The sequence below is a fragment of the Pseudomonas orientalis genome (assembly GCF_022807995.1).
Classification (GTDB): Bacteria; Pseudomonadota; Gammaproteobacteria; order Pseudomonadales; family Pseudomonadaceae; genus Aquipseudomonas; species Aquipseudomonas orientalis_B.
The window spans coordinates 4,292,159-4,307,525 of record NZ_CP094351.1; the positions used below are offsets into that span (position 1 = coordinate 4,292,159).

The 15,367-nt window shown below is 59.7% G+C and carries 17 protein-coding genes and 1 tRNA gene; 11 read left to right on the top strand and 7 right to left on the bottom strand.

Annotation, left to right across the window (positions count from 1 at the left end; all coding sequences use genetic code 11):
- Positions 1 to 3: 3 nt before the first annotated feature.
- Positions 4 to 732, top strand: a complete 729-nt coding sequence (locus MRY17_RS18985; RefSeq protein ID WP_191952224.1) for an aspartate/glutamate racemase family protein — start codon at positions 4 to 6, stop codon at positions 730 to 732.
- A 49-nt stretch (positions 733 to 781) separates the two neighbouring features.
- Here MRY17_RS18985 and MRY17_RS18990 read toward each other — a convergent pair whose 3' ends face one another.
- Positions 782 to 1,711, bottom strand: a complete 930-nt coding sequence (locus MRY17_RS18990) for a LysR family transcriptional regulator (RefSeq protein ID WP_243352688.1) — start codon at positions 1,709 to 1,711, stop codon at positions 782 to 784.
- 106 nt (positions 1,712 to 1,817) lie between these two features.
- On the opposite strand from MRY17_RS18990, the gene MRY17_RS18995 reads away from it, so the two are divergent.
- Positions 1,818 to 2,564, top strand: coding sequence for a 3-oxoacyl-ACP reductase family protein (locus MRY17_RS18995; RefSeq protein WP_181284607.1), 747 nt, complete (start codon positions 1,818 to 1,820; stop codon positions 2,562 to 2,564).
- 210 nt (positions 2,565 to 2,774) lie between these two features.
- Here MRY17_RS18995 and MRY17_RS19000 read toward each other — a convergent pair whose 3' ends face one another.
- The gene (locus MRY17_RS19000; RefSeq protein ID WP_057721165.1) at positions 2,775 to 3,461 is read right to left on the bottom strand and encodes an HAD-IA family hydrolase; all 687 of its coding nucleotides are present in this window, start codon (positions 3,459 to 3,461) and stop codon (positions 2,775 to 2,777) included.
- A gap of 107 nt (positions 3,462 to 3,568) precedes the next feature.
- On the opposite strand from MRY17_RS19000, the gene MRY17_RS19005 reads away from it, so the two are divergent.
- From MRY17_RS19005 to MRY17_RS19025, 5 genes are all read left to right on the top strand, one after another.
- Complete coding sequence (locus MRY17_RS19005) at positions 3,569 to 3,934, top strand: DUF2784 domain-containing protein (RefSeq protein WP_181284605.1); 366 nt, start codon at positions 3,569 to 3,571, stop codon at positions 3,932 to 3,934.
- A 53-nt stretch (positions 3,935 to 3,987) separates the two neighbouring features.
- Positions 3,988 to 4,566 (top strand): DUF4337 domain-containing protein, encoded by a 579-nt coding sequence (locus MRY17_RS19010; RefSeq protein ID WP_243352689.1) that lies wholly within the window; start codon positions 3,988 to 3,990, stop codon positions 4,564 to 4,566.
- A gap of 282 nt (positions 4,567 to 4,848) precedes the next feature.
- On the top strand, positions 4,849 to 5,184 hold the full coding sequence (locus MRY17_RS19015) for a hypothetical protein (protein ID WP_065932477.1): 336 nt from the start codon (positions 4,849 to 4,851) through the stop codon (positions 5,182 to 5,184).
- A gap of 455 nt (positions 5,185 to 5,639) precedes the next feature.
- Entirely contained in the window at positions 5,640 to 5,909 is a 270-nt protein-coding gene (locus tag MRY17_RS19020) for a short-chain dehydrogenase (protein ID WP_243352690.1), read from the top strand.
- Between the two features lie 129 nt (positions 5,910 to 6,038).
- Positions 6,039 to 6,416 carry a cytochrome c gene (locus MRY17_RS19025; protein WP_243353954.1) on the top strand — a complete coding sequence of 126 codons (378 nt, stop codon included), beginning with the start codon at positions 6,039 to 6,041 and terminating at the stop codon, positions 6,414 to 6,416.
- A 39-nt stretch (positions 6,417 to 6,455) separates the two neighbouring features.
- Here the strand turns inward: MRY17_RS19025 and MRY17_RS19030 are convergent, their stop codons facing one another.
- Positions 6,456 to 7,226: an NADPH-dependent F420 reductase gene (locus tag MRY17_RS19030; protein ID WP_279308388.1), complete on the bottom strand. Its 771-nt coding sequence runs from the start codon at positions 7,224 to 7,226 to the stop codon at positions 6,456 to 6,458.
- A gap of 74 nt (positions 7,227 to 7,300) precedes the next feature.
- Here MRY17_RS19030 and MRY17_RS19035 point away from each other — a divergent pair, with 74 nt between their 5' ends.
- The gene (locus tag MRY17_RS19035; protein ID WP_181284602.1) at positions 7,301 to 7,666 is read left to right on the top strand and encodes a winged helix-turn-helix transcriptional regulator; all 366 of its coding nucleotides are present in this window, start codon (positions 7,301 to 7,303) and stop codon (positions 7,664 to 7,666) included.
- 71 nt (positions 7,667 to 7,737) lie between these two features.
- On the opposite strand, the gene MRY17_RS19040 is transcribed toward MRY17_RS19035, so the two are convergent.
- Positions 7,738 to 7,827 (bottom strand) — tRNA-Ser (locus MRY17_RS19040).
- 320 nt (positions 7,828 to 8,147) lie between these two features.
- Here MRY17_RS19040 and MRY17_RS19045 point away from each other — a divergent pair.
- The 3 genes from MRY17_RS19045 to MRY17_RS19055 all read left to right on the top strand — a co-directional run bounded on the left by MRY17_RS19045 (position 8,148) and on the right by MRY17_RS19055 (position 10,822).
- The gene (locus MRY17_RS19045; RefSeq protein ID WP_181284601.1) at positions 8,148 to 8,840 is read left to right on the top strand and encodes a crotonase/enoyl-CoA hydratase family protein; all 693 of its coding nucleotides are present in this window, start codon (positions 8,148 to 8,150) and stop codon (positions 8,838 to 8,840) included.
- 213 nt (positions 8,841 to 9,053) lie between these two features.
- On the top strand, positions 9,054 to 9,776 hold the full coding sequence (locus MRY17_RS19050; RefSeq protein WP_181284600.1) for a lysophospholipid acyltransferase family protein: 723 nt from the start codon (positions 9,054 to 9,056) through the stop codon (positions 9,774 to 9,776).
- A gap of 74 nt (positions 9,777 to 9,850) precedes the next feature.
- Entirely contained in the window at positions 9,851 to 10,822 is a 972-nt protein-coding gene (locus MRY17_RS19055; protein WP_181284599.1) for a magnesium and cobalt transport protein CorA, read from the top strand.
- Here the strand turns inward: MRY17_RS19055 and MRY17_RS19060 are convergent.
- The 3 genes from MRY17_RS19060 to MRY17_RS19070 form a co-directional block, all read right to left on the bottom strand.
- Entirely contained in the window at positions 10,800 to 11,531 is a 732-nt protein-coding gene (locus MRY17_RS19060) for an amidotransferase (RefSeq protein ID WP_191955495.1), read from the bottom strand. The genes MRY17_RS19055 and MRY17_RS19060 overlap by 23 nt on opposite strands.
- Positions 11,532 to 11,622: 91 nt before the next feature.
- Positions 11,623 to 13,770, bottom strand: a complete 2,148-nt coding sequence (locus MRY17_RS19065; protein ID WP_243352692.1) for a 3-hydroxyacyl-CoA dehydrogenase NAD-binding domain-containing protein — start codon at positions 13,768 to 13,770, stop codon at positions 11,623 to 11,625.
- Positions 13,771 to 13,786: 16 nt separating this feature from the next.
- The gene (locus MRY17_RS19070) at positions 13,787 to 14,992 is read right to left on the bottom strand and encodes an acetyl-CoA C-acetyltransferase (RefSeq protein ID WP_243352693.1); all 1,206 of its coding nucleotides are present in this window, start codon (positions 14,990 to 14,992) and stop codon (positions 13,787 to 13,789) included.
- Positions 14,993 to 15,367: the final 375 nt, after the last annotated feature.

The window sequence follows — 15,367 nt, forward strand, 5'->3', positions numbered from 1 at the left end:
TCCATGCGCATCCTCGTGGTCAACGTCAACACCACCGAATCCATCACCCAAACCATCGCTGAGCAGGCACGCAGCGTGGCCTCGCCGGGCACCGAAATTGTCGGGCTCACCCCCTACTTCGGCGCCGAGTCGGTGGAGGGCAACTTTGAAAGCTACCTGGCCGCCATCGCGGTCATGGACCGCGTAATGGCCTACGACCAGCCATTTGATGCGGTGATCCAGGCCGGCTACGGCGAGCATGGCCGCGAAGGCCTGCAGGAATTGCTCAGCGTGCCGGTGGTGGATATCACCGAGGCCGCGGCCAGCACGGCGATGTTCCTGGGCCATGCCTACTCGGTGGTGACCACCCTGGACCGCACCGTGCCACTGATCGAAGACCGGCTCAAACTCGCCGGCCTGTACCAGCGCTGCGCCTCGGTGCGGGCCAGCGGCATGGCGGTGCTGGAGCTGGAAGAAAACCCACTGGCCGCCATGGAAGCCATCGTGCGCCAGGCGGAACTGGCCATCCTTGAGGACAAGGCGGAAGTGATCTGCCTGGGCTGCGGCGGCATGGCCGGGCTGGACGAGCAGATTCGCCAGCGTACCGGGGTGCCGGTGGTGGATGGGGTGACGGCGGCGGTGACGATCGCCGAGTCGCTGGTGCGGTTGGGGTTGTCGACGTCCAAGGTCAGGACCTATGCGACACCAAGGCCGAAGAAAATCCTGGGCTGGCCCGGCAAGTTCGGCCACTGAAGATCAAAATGTGGGAGGGGCCTTGCCCCCCCCACAGTTGGAACTCTGTTTACTTTGCGACCGCACTGAATCTGCGGCCCAATTGCTGCTCGGCAAACTGCTCAATCACAAAATCCACAAACGCCCGGGTCTTGCCCGGCAGCAGCTTGTGTTCGGCGTAGTAGATGGAGATATTGCCGTCATCCACATACCAATCCGGCAGCACCCGCACCACCGCGCCACTGTCGAGGAACGGCACGGCCATCGGCAGGCTGACCAGCGCAATGCCCAGGCCTTGGGCGCTGGCGCAGCAGGCGGCCTCGGAATCACTCATGGTCATGACAGGCTTGAGCAGCAGCGGGCTGTGCTCGCGCTCGCGGTGGGTCAGTTGCCATGAGCGCACCCGGCCCGTCTGCGGCGAGCGGATCAGGATGCCGTGGCAACGCGACAACTCCTCGGGCGCACTCACCACAGGGCGTTGCGCCAGATAAGCCGGCGACGCCACCAGCACCCGGTGCGCCGGCGTCAACTTGCGTGCAACCACGCCTTGGGGCAGTTCAAAGCCACCGCCAATGGCGGCGTCAAAGCCTTGGCCGATCAAGTCGACCTGGCGGTTATCGAAATGCCAGTCCGGGCTGATGTCCGGAAAGCGCCGCATGAACTCCCCCAGCAACGGCACAACATAGCGATTGCCAAACACCGTGCCCATGCTCACCTTCAGCGTGCCCACCGGCCGCCCTTCAGCGCTGGCCAGGTTGGCCACGGCGTTCTGAATCGTGGTGAGGCTCCCGCTCACTTCGCCCAGGAACAGCTTGCCGGCTTCGGTCAGGGTCAGGCGCCGGGTGCTGCGCTGGAACAGCCTGACACCCAGGCGCGCTTCCAGCTTGGCCACGCTTTTGCCAACCGCGGCCGGCGTCAGGCTGAGGTGCCGCGCAGCCTCGGCGAAGCTGCCGCCCTCGGCGCTGCGCACAAAGCATTCGATACTGCCAAAGCTCTCCATGACCTGCCACTCTAAACTTTTGGTTTACACAGACTATAGCAATCACGCTCTACCGGACTGATCGTGCGAGGTCGATACTCGGCTCATCTACTACTTGGAGATGGACATGACCACAGCAAATCTCACCGGTAAAGTCGCCTTGGTTCAAGGCGGTTCCCGCGGCATCGGCGCCGCCATCGTCAGGCGCCTGACCGCGCAGGGCGCTGCCGTTGCCTTTACCTACGTCAGCTCGGCCGCCAAGGCTGAAGCCTTGCAGGACAGCGTGACAAGCGCGGGCGGCAAAGCCCTGGCGATTCAAGCCGACAGCGCCGATGCCACAGCGATTCGCACAGCGGTCAACGCCACCGTCGAAGCGTTTGGGCGTCTGGACATTCTGGTGAACAACGCCGGCGTGCTGGCTATCGCCCCGCTGGAAGACTTCACGCTGGAAGACTTCGACCAGACCCTGGCGATCAACGTGCGCAGCGTGTTTATCGCCACCCAGGAAGCCGCCAAACATATGGGCGAAGGTGGCCGCGTAATCAATATCGGCAGCACCAACGCCGAGCGCATGCCGTTTGGCGGTGGCGGCCCGTATGCGATGAGCAAGGCGGCGCTGGTAGGTTTGACCAAGGGTTTGGCGCGAGACCTGGGGCCACGGGGTATCACCATCAACAACGTGCAGCCGGGGCCGGTGGACACGGATATGAACCCGGCGAACAGTGAGTTTGCCGAGAGCCTGATCGGGCTGATGGCGGTGGGCCGGTATGGCCATGTGGAGGAGATTGCCAGCTTTGTGGCCTATCTTGCAGGGCCGGAAGCGGGCTACATCACGGGTGCCAGCCTGACCATCGATGGGGGGTTCAGCGCCTGAGAGTTTTACAACACTGCATAACCAATATGGGAGGCTTGCTCTAATGCCGTCTGTAGGAGCGAGCTTGCTCGCGAAAAACTCACAGGCACCGCGCTCATTCAGAAAGCACGCGTTATCGTTAACGTTTTTCGCGAGCAAGCTCGCTCCTACAGAGGGCGGTGTACGCTTACTGACTGGCAAGCCCCCTCCCACATTTTGCCCTGTGTTGAATCAGGCCATGGGTGGCAAGCCATAGGCCGCCAGATCAAACTCCGCCAGCCTGCGGATAATCTGGTCGGCATGCTGATACTTGCTGTCAGCCATCGCTTCATCGGGCACGGCGATGGCGGTCATGTGCGCCGCTTTCGCCGCCGTCACGCCGAACGGCGAGTCCTCGAACACCAGGCAATCCTCGGGCGCCACGCCCAGGCGACGCGCTGCGGTGAGGAAGATATCCGGCGCGGGCTTGGCGGCACCGACTTCCGGGTCGTCGGCAGTCACAATGGTGTCGAACAGGCCAAACCACTCGCGGTGCAAAGTGGTCTTGTGGCCGAACGAGTTTCGCGACGAACTGGTGCCCACGGCAATCGGAATGTGATGCGCCTTCAAATGCCGCACCAACGCCTCGGCGCCAGGCATGCCCAGGGCCTTGGGGAAACGCTCGCTCATCAGCGGCTCGCGAATCTCGAGAAACTCGGCCGGTGTGATCGGCAAGTCCAGCGCCTTGACGACATAATCGGCCAGGTCCTGTGCACCGCGCCCGATGATGTGCTGCTTGATGCTCCAGTCATAGGTGCGGCCATAGCGTTCGGCAATGATTTGCGTGACTTCGGTATAGATGCCTTCGGTATCCAGCAACAACCCGTCCATATCGAAAATCACGGCCTTGATCGGGACAGCGGTACGCGGTGCATTCATCACAACAGAACCTTGGGGGAAGGACTAAATGGTTTCAGCACAATAACGGCCGCACTCGCTTGCGGGCAACCCTTTACACTGCCTGCTTTCCCTTAGAAGTACCTGCGATGCTCTTTCGTCTAGCCGCCGACAGCCTGGTGCTGTTCCATTTATGCTTCATCCTGTTCGTGTTGTTCGGTGGCCTGCTGGCGCTCAAATGGCGACCGCTGATCTGGCTGCACCTGCCCGCAGCCGCCTGGGGCGTTGCCGTCGAGGTGTTTCACCTGCCCTGCCCGCTCACTCGCTGGGAAAACCTGTTGCGCCACATGGCTGGGCAGAAGGGTTATGGCGCAGGCTTCATCGAACATTACATCATCGCGCTGATCTACCCGGCCGGGCTCACGCCGCAGATCCAGCTGGGCCTGGGCGCGCTGGTGCTGTTGATCAACATTGCGGTGTATGGGCACCTGATCCGACGTTATCGACAGGCTTGAGACAGCCGCCCTGGTGAAGAATCAGGCTCCCCTGCCTCTTCATAGACGCCGCCATGTCCGAAGCCTTCGAAGTCCCGAGCCCCCACGAAAAACACCTCGAACACACCACCGAACAGGCCCACGGCCGAGGCGACACCTTCGCCAGCCGTATCGCGGTGATGACCGCCATCATGGCCACCGTCGGCGCCATGCTCAGCTACCAGGCCGGCTCCAGCGAAAGCGAGGCGGCGATGGACAAGAACAACGCCGCGATCATCAAGACCGAAGCCGCCAACCAGTGGAATTACTACCAGGCCAAATCCAGCCGCCAGAACCTGGCGGAACTGGCCACGCATATTCCCGGCGTGGATGCCGCCCACTACAACGACGAAATCCAGCGCTATAAAAGCCAGAAAGAAGACGTGCGCAAACAAGCCGAAAAGCTTGAAGCCACCTCCCTGGAATGGGACCGCAAATCCGAAGAAGCGCTGCACCAGCACCATCGCTGGGCCCAGGCGATGACGGCGATTCAGATCGCGATCTCACTGGCGGCAATTACCTTGCTCACGCGCAAGGAATGGCTCAAGCGCATGGCGTACGCGGCCGGCGGCGTGGCCGTGGTACTCGGCAGCCTGGCGTGGCTGCATCTCTGACGGTGGGAGGGGGCTTGGCCTAATACAGTCTGCAGGAGCGAGCTTGCTCGCGAAAAACGTCAACGATAACGCGTGCTTTCTGAATGAACGCGGTGCCTGTGAGTTTTTCGCGAGCAAGCTCGCGCCTACAAAAAGCCTTAACTGACTGGCATTAGGGCTTGCCCCGATGGCGGCCTGACTGCCGTCACAAACCTTGGCTGGCTGATTTCAATCCGCCACCTGAGCGATTAAAGTGTCGCGCCTCGAGAATTGAATCTCGAGATTCAGCCCATGGAGTTACGCGTGAAGTACGTCAGTAAAGTAGCAACAGCCGCCGTTCTTGGTCTCACCCTGGCAGGTTGCACCGGCACCGCCATGAAAACCCAGCAATACGACGCCAGCCAATACACCGTGCTCGGCCACAGCGAAGCCAGCGCCACCGGCATCATGCTGCTGGGCGTTATCCCGATCGGCCAGAACAGTCGCTTCGTCCGCGCTCAGGATGCAGCCATCAAGGCCAAAGGCGGCGACGCGATGATCAACACCCAAATCCAGGAAAAATGGTTCTGGGCCTGGGTCCTCAATGGCTACACCACCAAGATCTCCGGTGATGTGATCAAGTTGAAAACTGCGCAATAAGTATCCGGCTGCCAGAGCGCAAAGCCTGGCAAGCGACGTATCATGGGCCTGACTCCAGAGGATGGCCCATGAACCTCGGTATCCGTTACGCCCGTCTCGCTGACGCTCAATTCTGAATCATTTCTGACCGCTGTGCGGGTTTGGGCAACGTCCTACACGCCTTGCAGAAATGCGGGGCTCCCGTTTGAAAATCACCATGCCTATAGTCACCCAGTCACTCATAGGGTGACCGGGTTTGGCGACTCGACTATTAAGACGGCAAAAGCCTCCCGGCTGATTTGCGGGATGCCCCTGCACGCAATAAGCTGCTCAATGGTAGCTGTGCGTGGGAGACCTTCGGGTCTGCCGGTCTTTGTCCGTTCTTAATGCCGGTTCGCCAACCTGCGTACAGTTGCCACCTTTTGTTTGGCGACAAAAAGGTGGCTCATACCCCTCAAAGCGAACGGACATAACGCATGAACCAATACATAGCCCTCACCAACAACGACAGCGCCACCCCTGCCCTTTTTGTCGACACCACCGCGCCGCTGGAAATACTTCTCGACGCGGCAACCTATCGACTCCGCGCCGTTACCCAAGTCCTTGAGAACCTCGCACTACGCAGTGACATCAGCAGTGATGCTGTCGTACTCAGCGATTTCGCGTTGCTCTGCTCAATACCACTACGCGACGGATGCGATTTGCTGGACGTCATTGGGCGGCGGATTGACATGCCTTGCGCCTGACCTAGATCGCCACATTTTCAAACCGCAGAAATAACAAAACCCCTGATTTTTCGCAAAATCAGGGGTTTGTTTACTTTTCAGTTCAAGGTGCAGAAAATCAAGACTCGCCCATCGGCCAAACCTATAAAAATGAAAGCCTTATACATCTCCACGCTTATCGTTTTATCGCTGCCTTACACGACGCTATCTCTCGCAGACAACACCAATGGCAAAACCCTTTATTTGCAAAAGTGCGCCATGTGCCACGGAGCAGATATCAAAGGCACGGGGCCGCTGGCGACTAAAAGCACCCCGCCTACGCCTGATCTCACAACGCCCACATTCAAGAAGCGGCTGCATGATTACCCGGGCGTTATCGTGTCGTCGATCATACTTCGTCCAAATGGAGACTTGATTCCGAAAACCTTGCGGGAGAATGGCGTGAAGCTGCCGCCGCACGCCTGGAGCGTTAAGGACTTTCGCGATTTGAATGAATATATGGGTGGTGTCATCTCACAAAGCCGATGATTTGAAGGTGAGCACCACCCATCAAACGAGTATCTGAATCTACTTCGAAATCGGACTCAGCAATCGATTCATGGCAACAATCTCGTCATGGCTGGGATTATCTCCAAGCTTCGCGAAATTCTCCGGCATACGGTCTCGAATTTTCGCCGCCGCACCTTTGACTGCGGCATCAAGCGCGCGACGCATATCACTGGCCGCGTAGTCGCAGCAATAGGCCGGCGTGGAGGGTTGCTGCCGCCAGGACTGCTCAAGCGAGCCGGAATAAACGGGATCAAAACCCACCTCACTGACTAATTCCATCACCGTTTCCAGGGCACGTTCATCATCCCCGGCAACGGCAGCCGCCAGTCTCACAGGACTGCCTTCCGGTTGACCCAATTCAGCCAGCGTATAGGCCAACAAATTGTTGAACGCCTTGATCACCGGCCTGCCAATCTGCCTGGATACCCAAACGCTTTCGGTCATCCCGTCATCAATGGCTGGGATGTTGGCGTCACGCAGCCCGGGATAATAATTGCCGGTATCGATAACCGGCACGTCCGCCGGGACTGACGCGAACAAATCATCGGGCAGCTCAGCCACGGCAGGCAGAGGGATAGACAGCACGATCACCTGCGCACCCCGCACCGCGCCAAACACATCAGACGGTGTCGCGCCTATCTCACTGGCGAATGCCCGAGCACCTTCAATGCCCTTGGAGTTAGCGACCACGACGTCGTGACCCGCTGCTGTCAGTTTCCGAGCAAGCGTGCCGCCGATATTCCCTGTTCCAATAATTCCGATTTTCATGGATCTCACCTTTGATTTCAGCTCAGGCGTTCACCTTAAGAGAACAGTGAGATAATGGTAAGTACACACCAAAAGGTAAGTAACGAACCTATCATATGAATAGCCAAAGAGAGTGGAACTGCAGCGACCCCCAAAATCGCGTGAAATGGGCGGAGGCCACATTGGAAACCCTTCGCGTTCTGGAGGGCAAATGGAAAATCATCATTCTTTGCCAACTGTTCGCCGCCAAGGGCCCGCTGCGCTTTTCCGACCTGGAAAAGCTGATTGAAGGTATTAACCAAAAAATGCTGATTCAGCAGCTCAAGCAGCTTGAGAAGGACGGCATCGTTCGCCGTACGGTCTACCCTCAGGTACCGCCCAAGGTAGAGTACGAATTGACTGTCGACGGGTATGCGCTGGGGCCGTCGATGCAGGCGCTGATTGAATGGGCCGAGAACAGGCGAGGCACGCCGCAAGCCTGAATTTTCAGACGCCAGAAACCACAAACCCCCGGCTTTCTTTAGGAAAACCGGGGGTTTGTGTTTACTTAATGTGGCGGTGAAGGAGAGATTCGAACTCTCGATACAATTTCTTGTATACACACTTTCCAGGCGTGCTCCTTAAGCCACTCGGACACTTCACCGTATCTCGGCAAACCAGTTCAGTCTGTCGAGGCGCGCTAATGTAGTCGAAAGCCTTTCTGATGGCAAAGGTTTTTTTCAGAATTTTCATGCGCTTAGACGGGTATGCCGGAACGGGCTCTGTGGGCGGTGGTGATTGTGCCAATCTCGGGCATGGATCGGGATGGTCTACGCTGGCTGTTGTGCCCTGCTTCAGGCGCTCTACTGCCGGCGGTGAAGCAAAAGCCTGACTGGGCAGTCAGTCACGGCGCTTTACCCGCGCGGGCGCGGTGGGTAACGTCTGCTGCATTCTTCTATAACAAGCCCTATAAGGAATCGCGTCATGAGTGAGTTGATTGCCTACCACCTCGAAGACGGTATCGCGACCCTGACCCTGAGCAACGGCAAGGTGAATGCCATTTCTCCAGCGGTGGTCAGTGCGTTCAATGCGGCGCTGGATCAGGCGGAGCAGGATCGGGCAGTGGTGGTCATCACGGGCACGCCGGGGATTCTGTCGGGCGGTTATGATTTGAAGGTGATGACGGCCGGCCCCAAAGAGGCCATCGGCCTGGTGACGTCCGGCTCGACGCTGGCGCGGCGCCTGTTGTCGCATCCGTTCCCGGTGGTCGTGGCGTGCCCTGGGCATGCGGTGGCCAAGGGGGCGTTTCTGCTGCTGTCGGCGGATTATCGCATTGGGGTTGAGGGACCGTTCAGCATTGGCCTGAATGAAGTGGCGATCGGCATGACCATGCACCACGCCGGGATCGAGTTGGCGCGCGATCGTCTGCGCAAGTCGGCGTTTCATCGCTCGGTAATCAATGCCGAGATGTTTGACCCGCAAGGCGCTTTGCAAGCGGGTTTCCTCGACAAGGTGGTGGCACCGGAAGAATTGCACGCGGCGGCATTGGAAGCGGCGCGGCAGTTGAAGAAGATCAATATGAACGCGCACAAGCAGACCAAGTTGAAAGTGCGTAAAGCGCTGCTGGAGGCGTTGGACGATGCGATTATCCAGGATCAGGGCCACAGCCTGATTTAACACGCTACACGTGCTGTACCGAAGCCCGACCTTGAGTCGGGCTTTTTCTTACAGCTCAAGCCGAAACAGCCTGCGCCGCTCTAGACAGGCTTTATCGGCCTATGTTGAAACATGCGCTCAAACATCGCCTATCTCCTACGTCTGTAGGGGCAATTGCCGAATACAGTGCACATCCGTACACTGCGCCACCTTTTGTCCCGATGGGCCGTGTCGATGCTTTTTCTGTTACGTATGTTGTTGATGAGCCTGCACTTTATGCTCGCTGGGGTACTGGGCGTGCTCGTAGGAGTGTCCCGACCGTTCAATCCGGACAACAGTCGCCTCTGCGCCCGCCTCTATGCACTGCCGGCCATGTGGATACTGCGCTTGAAGGTAACGAAGGATGTCGACTCGCTGCGCAACAAGCCTGGCACCTGCGTGGTGATCGCCAACCACCAGTCCAACTATGATCTGTTTGTGCTCGGTACCGTGGTACCGCACCGTACGGTGTGCATTGCCAAGAAAAGCCTGAAATGGGTGCCGTTGTTCGGCCAGTTGTTCTGGCTGGCCGGCAATGTGTTGATCGACCGCGGCAATGCGCACAAGGCACGCCGGGCCATGCTCACCACCACCCGTACCCTGCAGCATGAAGACACGTCCATCTGGGTATTTCCGGAAGGCACGCGCAACCTGGGCAAAGGGTTGTTGCCGTTCAAAAAGGGCGCGTTCCATATGGCGATTGCCGCCGGCGTGCCGATCGTGCAGGTGTGTGTCAGTAATTACGTCACGCATATGCGACTTAATCGCTGGAACAGTGGCGAGGTGCTCATACGTTCGTTGGCGCCGATTCCTACTGTGGGGATGACGGCGGACGACGTTCCGAGGTTGATGCAGGCGTGCCAGGCGCAAATGGACGCGTGCATTGCGCAAATGGATCGCGAGCTGCAAAGCGCTTGAACGATCACTCCAGGGAACGCCATTCACGCTAAGCTGCCCAACATCTGTCCTCTTGAAAAGAAGTGATCAGCACCATGGGTAGAGTCGTTGCGGCCGCCGTCTACAGCGCCGGAAAGAAAGTCACGGATATCACCCTCGATGAAGGTGCGGCCTGGGCCGCCAAACCCGGCCACTTTGTGTGGATCGGCCTGGAAGAACCCAGCGCCCAGGAACTGAACAACCTGCAACGCCAGTTCAACCTGCATGAACTGGCGATCGAAGACGCCATGGAGAAGCACAGCCGCCCGAAGCTGGAAACCTTCGGCGACGCGCTGTTTATCGTCACGTACTCACCGGTGCGCGAGAACGGCAAGCTGGAGTTTATCGAGACCCATATCTTCGCCGGCAACGGCTACATCATCACCGCCCGCAACGGGCATTCGGCGTCCTACGGGTTTGTGCGCCAGCGCTGTGAGGCACGTCCGTTGTTGCTGGAGCATGGGGAAGATTTCGTACTCTATGCCTTGCTGGATTTCGTCACCGAAAACTACCAGCCGGTCAGCGAAGCGATCCACGCCGAGATCGATGAACTGGAGCGCAATGTGCTGTGCAGTTCCCTGAGCGAGCGCGACATCCAGAACCTTCACGGCCTGCGCCGCGACGTGCTGCGGCTCAAGCGCTATGTAGCGCCGATGGTGGAGATCAGCCAGGAGCTGCAGAAGCTGAGCTTCCCGTTTATCGACAAGAACATGCGCCCGTATTTCCGTGACGTGCAGATCCACGTCACGCGGCAGATGGAAGACCTGACGACCCTGCGCGACATTGCCAGCCAGACCATCGAGATCGGCGTATTGCTGGAGGCTTCGCGCCAGAGCGTGGTGCAGCGCAAGTTCGCCGCCTGGGCCGCGATCCTGGCGTTCCCCACCGCGGTGGCGGGGATTTATGGGATGAATTTCCAGAACATGCCCGAGCTGCAATGGCACTACGGCTACTTTGCAGTGCTCGGGTTTATTGGGGTGGGCTGCACCAGCCTGTGGGCGAGCTTCAAACGGTCGGGTTGGCTTTAGCGTTGTGCGCCACAAAGCGCATCATCCATTCCGCCACGGTCGCACCATGGTGGTCGCGCTCAAGGCTGGCCACGCCGTTGGTGTAGACCTTTTCGCCCAGGGTTGTCTGAAGAATTTCCAGCAATTCGCGGGAATAGTCCTGAACGAATTCCGGGTGGCCCTGGAAGCACAGCACCTGGTCACCGATGTGATACGCCGCGATGGGGCAAAACTCACTGGAGGCGATGACCGTGGCATTTTTCGGCAAGGTGGTGACCTGATCCTGATGACTGATCAACAGCGTCAGTTGCGGTACTTCAGGGCTCATCCACGGCGCCTTGGCATCGAGCGTGTAATCGTGGATGCCCATGCCCCAGCCCTGGCTGGCGCGTTCGGTCTTGCCGCCGAGCAGCAGCGCCAGTAACTGATGGCCGAAGCAGATACCCAGCAGCTTGTCGCCGCGCTCGTAGCGCTGCAGCACGTAGGTCTTGAGGGTCTGGATCCATGGGTCGGTGCCGAACGAGTCGGCCTTGCTGCCGGTGATCAGGTACGCGTCAAACACTTCGTTATCCGGCGGGTATTCACCCTGCACCACGTTGTACACCACAAACTCGGCTGCAATCGGCTGCTTGGCGAACAGGCGCTTGAACATCTGCCCGTAGCCTTGGTACTGATCGATCAGGCCCGGACGCAGGATATCGGTTTCCAGGATGCACACGCGTAGCGACATAAAAAATACCTGACACGGCGATGGGAATATTGAACACCCCAGAGCGTGCCTTGAAATACACCTTCAAGGCAAGCGCCCTCCCTCATTTAGATCAGTTGAACACCTCGCCCTTGGCCGCTTTTTCCAGCAACAACGCCGGTGGCGCAAAGCGCTCTCCATATTGCCCTGCCAGATAGCGCGCCCGGGCGATGAAGTCGTTCAGGCCATACTGGTTGATAAACTGCAGCGCGCCGCCACTCCACGCCGCAAAGCCAATGCCGAAGATCGAACCGATATTGGCGTCGGCGGTGGACATCAATACGCCCTCCTCCACACAGCGCACGGTTTCGATGGCCTGGATAAACAACAAGCGGTCGCGCACGTCCTGGGGCGAAATCTGTTTATCGGGCTGTTCGAACCGCGTCTTGAGTTCGGGCCACAGGCGCTTCCGGGCGCCTGCCGGATAGTCATAAAAACCGCCACCCGCGGCTTTGCCCGTGCGCTTGTGCTCATTGACCAGCAGCTCGATCACCGCCGTCGCCGGATGGCTCGGCGCTGCCTTGCCCTGCGCTTGCAGGTCCTTGGCGGTTTGCTGTCGGATATGGCTCATGAGGCTCAGGGACACTTCATCGGACACCGCCAGCGGCCCCACCGGCATGCCGGCCTTGCGCGCTTCGGTCTCGATCAGCGGCGCGGCCACGCCTTCGCCGAGCATGGCGATGCCTTCGTTGGTGAACGTGCCGAATACCCGCGAGGTGAAGAAGCCGCGGCTGTCATTGACCACAATCGGGGTTTTCTGGATTTGCAGTACGAAGTCGAAACCCCGAGCCAGGGTTTCGTCGCGGGTATGAGCGCCCTTGATGATTTCCACCAAGGGCATCTTGTCCACCGGGCTGAAGAAATGCAGGCCGATGAATTTGCCAGGGTCGGGCACTGCGCTCGCCAGGCCGCTGATGGGCAATGTCGAGGTGTTGGACGCGATCACCGCGTCTGCACCGACCACGCGTTGCGCGGCGGCGGTTACCCTGGCCTTGAGTTCGCGGTCTTCGAACACTGCTTCGATCACCAGGTCACAGCCGGCCAGGTCAGCGTCTTCCTGTGCAGGCTGAATCCGCGCCAGGGTGGTTTCCCGCTGCTCGGCGGTCAGTTGCCCACGGCTGACTTTCTTGTCCAGCAACGCCGCCGAATGGGCCTTGCCCTTCTCGGCAGCGGCCAGGTTGACGTCCTTGAGCACCACGTCGATGCCCGCACAGGCACTCACGTAGGCAATACCCGCCCCCATCATGCCGGCGCCAAGTACGCCGACCTTGCGCGTCACATACCGCGCAAAACCTGGTGGTCGCGAGCTGCCGGCGTTGATTTCATTGAGTTGAAACCAGAACGTGCCGATCATGTTTTTCGCCACCTGCCCGGTCACCAACTCGGTGAAATAGCGGGTTTCGATCAGGTGCGCAGTGTCGAAATCCACTTGGGCGCCTTCCACGGCGGCGCAGAGAATTTTCTCAGGCGCCGGGAAACAGCCCTGGGTCTTGCTGCGCAGGATCGACGGCGCAATGGCGAGCATCTGCGCGACTTTCGGGTGCGACGGCGTGCCTCCGGGAATCTGATAGCCCTTGTTGTCCCACGGCTGCCTGGCCTGCGGGTTAGCGAGGATCCAGGCGCGCGACTTGGCCAGCAGCTCGTCGCGATCTGCCGCCACGTCATCGATCAGTCCCGCCTGCAATGCCTGCGCCGGCCGCACTTTCTTGCCTTCCAGCAGATACGGCAAAGCTTTTTCCAGGCCCAACAGGCGCACCATGCGCACAACCCCGCCACCGCCCGGCAACAGGCCCAAGGTGACTTCCGGCAAGCCGAGCTGCACGGAAGGATCGTCCAGCGCGATACGGTGATGACAGGCCAGGCAAATCTCCCAGCCGCCACCAAGGGCCGCGCCGTTGATCGCGGCCACCACCGGCTTGCCGAGGATTTCCAGGCTGCGCAGTTGGGCCTTCAACACGCCTACGCCGACATAAAATTCCTGAGCGTGGGCGGTGTCGACCTGGATCAGCTCGTTGAGGTCGCCACCGGCAAAAAAGGTTTTCTTGGCCGAGGTGATGATCACCCCGGCCAGGGTGTCTTTTTCCGCCTCCAGGCGCGCGACGGTGGCCGCCATCGCTTCACGGTAGGCCGCGTTCATGGTGTTGGCGCTTTGGCCGGGCATGTCGAGGGTCAGCACCACGATCTGGTCCTGGCCTTTTTCGTAACGAATGGCGTCGGTCATGACAGTGTCCTTGGGCTCAGAGGCGTTCGATGAGGGTGGCGATGCCCATGCCACCGCCAACACACAGGGTGGCCAGGCCGTAGCGCTGCCGACGCACCTCCAGCTCGTCGAGCAAGGTGCCGAGGATCGCGCAGCCGGTGGCGCCCAGTGGGTGGCCCATGGCGATCGAGCCGCCATTGACATTGACGCGGGCGGCATCGATCCCCATGTCCTTGATGAATTTGAGCACGACCGACGCAAACGCCTCGTTGACCTCGAACAGGTCGATGTCCTCGACGCGCAGGCCGGCCTTGGCCAGCGCCTTGCGGGTGGCCGGTGCAGGGCCGGTGAGCATGATGGTCGGGTCGGTGCTGGTGACGGCCGTGGCGACGATGCGCGCCCGTGGTTGCAGGCCCAGTTCGCGCCCCTTGGCCTCCGAGCCGATCAGCATCAGCGCGGCACCGTCCACGATGCCGGAGCTGTTGCCCGGCGTGTGCACATGGTGGATGCGTTCCACATGGCTGTAGACCCGCAACGCGGTGGCGTCAAAACCCATCTGGCCGATCATTTCGAAGCTGGGCTTGAGCTTGCCCAAGCCCTCGAGGGTTGAGTCGCCGCGGATGAATTCGTCATGGTCCAGCAGCACGATGCCGTTCTGGTCCTGCACCGCGATCAGTGATTTGTTGAAGGAACCCTCTGCTCGCGCCCTGGCGGCTTTCTGCTGGGACTGTAGGGCAAAGGTATCCACGTCCTGGCGAGTGAAGCCTTCCAGGGTAGCGATCAGGTCGGCACCGATGCCCTGAGGCGTGAAGTGGCTCTGCAGGTTGGTTTGCGGGTCGAGTACCCAGGCGCCACCGTCGCTGCCCATGGGCACGCGGGACATGGATTCGACACCGCCCGCCACCACCAGGTCTTCAAAACCGGAGCGTACTTTCATCGCCCCCAGGTTGACGGCCTCCAGGCCCGAGGCGCAGAAGCGGTTGATCTGCACGCCGGCGACGCTGACGTCCCAGTCCGCCACCAGCGCGGCGGTCTTGGCGATATCGGCGCCTTGGTCGCCCACCGGAGTGACGCAGCCGAGGACGATGTCATCCACTTGGCGAGTGTCGAGGTCATTGCGCTGCGCCAGCGCGGTGAGCAAGCCGGCGACAAGATTCACCGGCTTGACGCTGTGCAGGGCGCCGTCGGCCTTGCCCTTGCCACGGGGTGTGCGTATCGCATCAAAGATCAAAGCCTGGGTCATGATGTCCTCGAACCACAGTGGGCGTATGCCCCTTACCTTAAGCCCGATTGACACGGTTTCAATGACGGATGCGCTCAATGCCTTTGACCCCCTCGCTCGGACGAACGGTAGGCAGCTATGAGAAATCACGGGTTAATCGTTTTAGCTGTCTAGCCTCGGGGCTGGCGCCAAGATGGCACTAGGCCTCATGCCTTTTTAAGCAGAAAACGTGATGAGCTGATATGAAATGGATCTATGCGACGAAGAACGAGGGCTCTAAGGTTGAATCTGTAAGAAGCTGCTGCCGGGTTTTGCTGGAGCGGTTGTAAGAAAAGTGTCACGCCAGATCGCGATACTGGACTCACCGGCACGCATTTGACGCTCAGGAATAACAAC